The sequence below is a fragment of the Oleiphilus sp. HI0123 genome, assembly GCF_001635315.1.
Window position 1 is genome coordinate 1 of the sequence record NZ_LWGE01001214.1, and the last position, 2,445, is coordinate 2,445.

At 43.8% G+C, this 2,445-nt stretch carries 5 protein-coding genes; 1 reads left to right on the forward strand and 4 read right to left on the reverse strand.

The features are described 5' to 3' along the window. Positions 1-194, reverse strand: a 194-nt coding sequence (locus tag A3761_RS13735) for an SAM-dependent methyltransferase (RefSeq protein WP_304439613.1), incomplete at its 3' end; no start/stop codon positions are given. A 143-nt stretch (positions 195-337) separates the two neighbouring features. Between A3761_RS13735 and yhbY the strand changes: the two genes are divergently transcribed. Further along, positions 338-640, forward strand: a complete 303-nt coding sequence (yhbY, locus tag A3761_RS13740) for a ribosome assembly RNA-binding protein YhbY (protein WP_068515219.1) — start codon at positions 338-340, stop codon at positions 638-640. 37 nt (positions 641-677) lie between these two features. On the opposite strand, the gene A3761_RS13745 is transcribed toward yhbY, so the two are convergent. The 3 genes from A3761_RS13745 to A3761_RS27725 all read right to left on the reverse strand — a co-directional run. Continuing rightward, on the reverse strand, positions 678-1,250 hold the full coding sequence (locus A3761_RS13745; protein ID WP_068515227.1) for a DUF1285 domain-containing protein: 573 nt from the start codon (positions 1,248-1,250) through the stop codon (positions 678-680). A gap of 2 nt (positions 1,251-1,252) precedes the next feature. Beyond that, positions 1,253-2,149 carry a radical SAM protein gene (locus A3761_RS13750; protein ID WP_068515229.1) on the reverse strand — a complete coding sequence of 299 codons (897 nt, stop codon included), beginning with the start codon at positions 2,147-2,149 and terminating at the stop codon, positions 1,253-1,255. A gap of 42 nt (positions 2,150-2,191) precedes the next feature. Further along, a partial coding sequence (locus tag A3761_RS27725; protein WP_197473048.1) for a hypothetical protein occupies positions 2,192-2,445 on the reverse strand: 254 nt, incomplete at its 5' end.

The window sequence follows — 2,445 nt, forward strand, 5'->3', positions numbered from 1 at the left end:
ACCTGAGTCCAACCACCAGGCGCTGCCCCCAGGTCAATCACCGTCATACCCGGCTTAAACAGGCGGTCTTTTTTTTGAATCTCTAACAATTTGTAGCTGGCACGAGAACGATACCCATCTTCCTGTGACTGTTTTACATACTGATCATCGAAGTGCTCTTTCAACCACTTGGAACTTGATTTTGAACGAGCCATACCACCCTCTTTAAAAATTCTCGCTGCCCTGTCAGAGCATAAGCCTGACATTTAGCGGCATTATCAATCAAATAAAATAACTGTTAGAATGCGCGCCGTTAATACTTTTACTTACTATACGATTTCTACTACGGGTTATTTTCATGAGCTTAAGTTCTGCAGACAAAAAACATTATCGCACTATCGCACACAACCTAAACCCGGTGATTATAGTCGGAGATAAAGGTTTAAGCGAAGGCCTAATGGAAGAACTGAATCGCGCACTCAATGATCATGAGCTAATTAAAGTTAAAGTAGCAATTGGTGACCGCGATGACCGCAGTGCACTCATCACTGAGCTGGTCGAACAAAGTGGCGCCGAGCTAGTTCAAACAATAGGAAAAATCGCGGTGCTACTTAAGAAGAACAAGAAGCCTAACCCTAAGCTTTCAAACCTAATTCGTTAACCTTAAAATACAAATGGGGTGCGACATACGCACCTCTCTAAAATTTAAAAAACTGCCCAGCACTCCAAACACCAAGCTCAGTATCTTGCTCCGAGCGCTCACAAATATAATCTGCTAACTCGTAATAAACCGGCCGACTCAATTTTGCCATAAGCCCATGTCTTACCTTCACGTATGGCGACGGTTCCTGGCGTTCGTTATAGCTTACCTCGAGCGGGTGATCTGCCGACAAGGTGAAGTAATCGCCTAGCTGGGTAGAAAAATGCAGCTTTTGCGCTTCACCCTCACCTTCGCGATCTACCATCACGACAACAAAGGGCGCATCATCCACCGTAATTTTCATTTTCTCGTAAGGCGTCACCAGGAAGAAATCTTCACCATCACGGCGTAATATCCGCGACAACAGGCGAACCACTGCCTGCCGCTCCATCTTGTCTCCCTGATAATACCACTCACCCTGGGAATCAATACGTATATCTATCTCGCCAACTCGCTCCGGCTGCCACGTTTCAACAGGTGGCAAGCTATCATCCTCGCCAACTAATTCTCTTATCTGGGTCGCGATTGTCGGTAGGTCCCTATGCAGCCCCTCACCATCTATTTTTGCCATAGTTATAGGCCTCGCTGCCACTCTTGCCTAAGAGGAATTGCACCAGGCTTATTCAAAGCCAGATCAATTTTACTTAGCATCGCTTGCTTATCTGCCCCTAAATTACCTTTTAGCACCAAATAATTAGACGCGTGGTCGGAACGGAATACTGTATTTTCCAGTTCAAAATTAGCAATCAGGGTACGAATCTCATGAAATAAATCCAATTGTTCTAATGGCTCGTAATCACCATTAAATCCAGCCCTAAAGCGCTCTTCACCCATCGGAAAAGAAACTACTAACGTCGATACAAACTCTGGCTGTGTTTCATTCATAAGCTTGGCAGAGTTAACGGCATGTTGCTTTGAAAACTTCTTGCCACCCAAGCCATTTAATATCATCACGGAAGACTTGATGCCTGCAGCTTTTAACTTGAGTAAGGCGTCTTTAGAGCTTTCGTAAGTCTCACCCTTAACCACACATTCCAAGACTTTGTCGTCACCGGATTCACAGCCCACATATACCATGCTTAGGCCTAACGCTCTCAACTCAGCCAGCTCTTCTACCGTTTTTTTCTTAATATTTCTGGGTAAGCAATAAGCAGTAACACGTTCTTTATCTGGAAAGTAGCGATTAATACACTCAAGTATTTCTTTGAGGCGGCGGAACGACAAAGTCATTGCATCACCATCTGCCAAAAAGAAACGCCCGACATTCGGCATGCTCTTCGCCACTGCACTCACTTCTTGCTCTATCTCTTCGATCTTTTTGGGCTTGAACTTCTTCTGTTCAGCTGTATACATATCGCAAAAGGTGCACTTATTGTATGAACAACCATTGGTAACTTGAAGAATCAAAGACTTAGCTTCTGAAGGTGGACGAAATACGGGCTCAATGTAATTGATAGGCAAATAATTCATAAAATAATCACGGCAACTATTGGTTGAATCTAATCGTTTATTCTAACACAAGTCTTTATTAGCGAGCTCTCTATGGGGCAAACTGAGCTCACGAACCTTATCGAGACCGGTAATTTCTTTAGTTTCGATACGATATTCCCCCCTAGCAAGTCCATTAGACTGAGTAGCAAGAGAGATAAAGCAGTCTAAATCTGTTTCGAACTGCCAAAAAAGCCAAGGGTCAGAATCGCTTTTTTGCTCCGGCTCAAAACGCGCCAAATAACGATTAGAATCATCAAATAGAAAGGAAAAGCTTT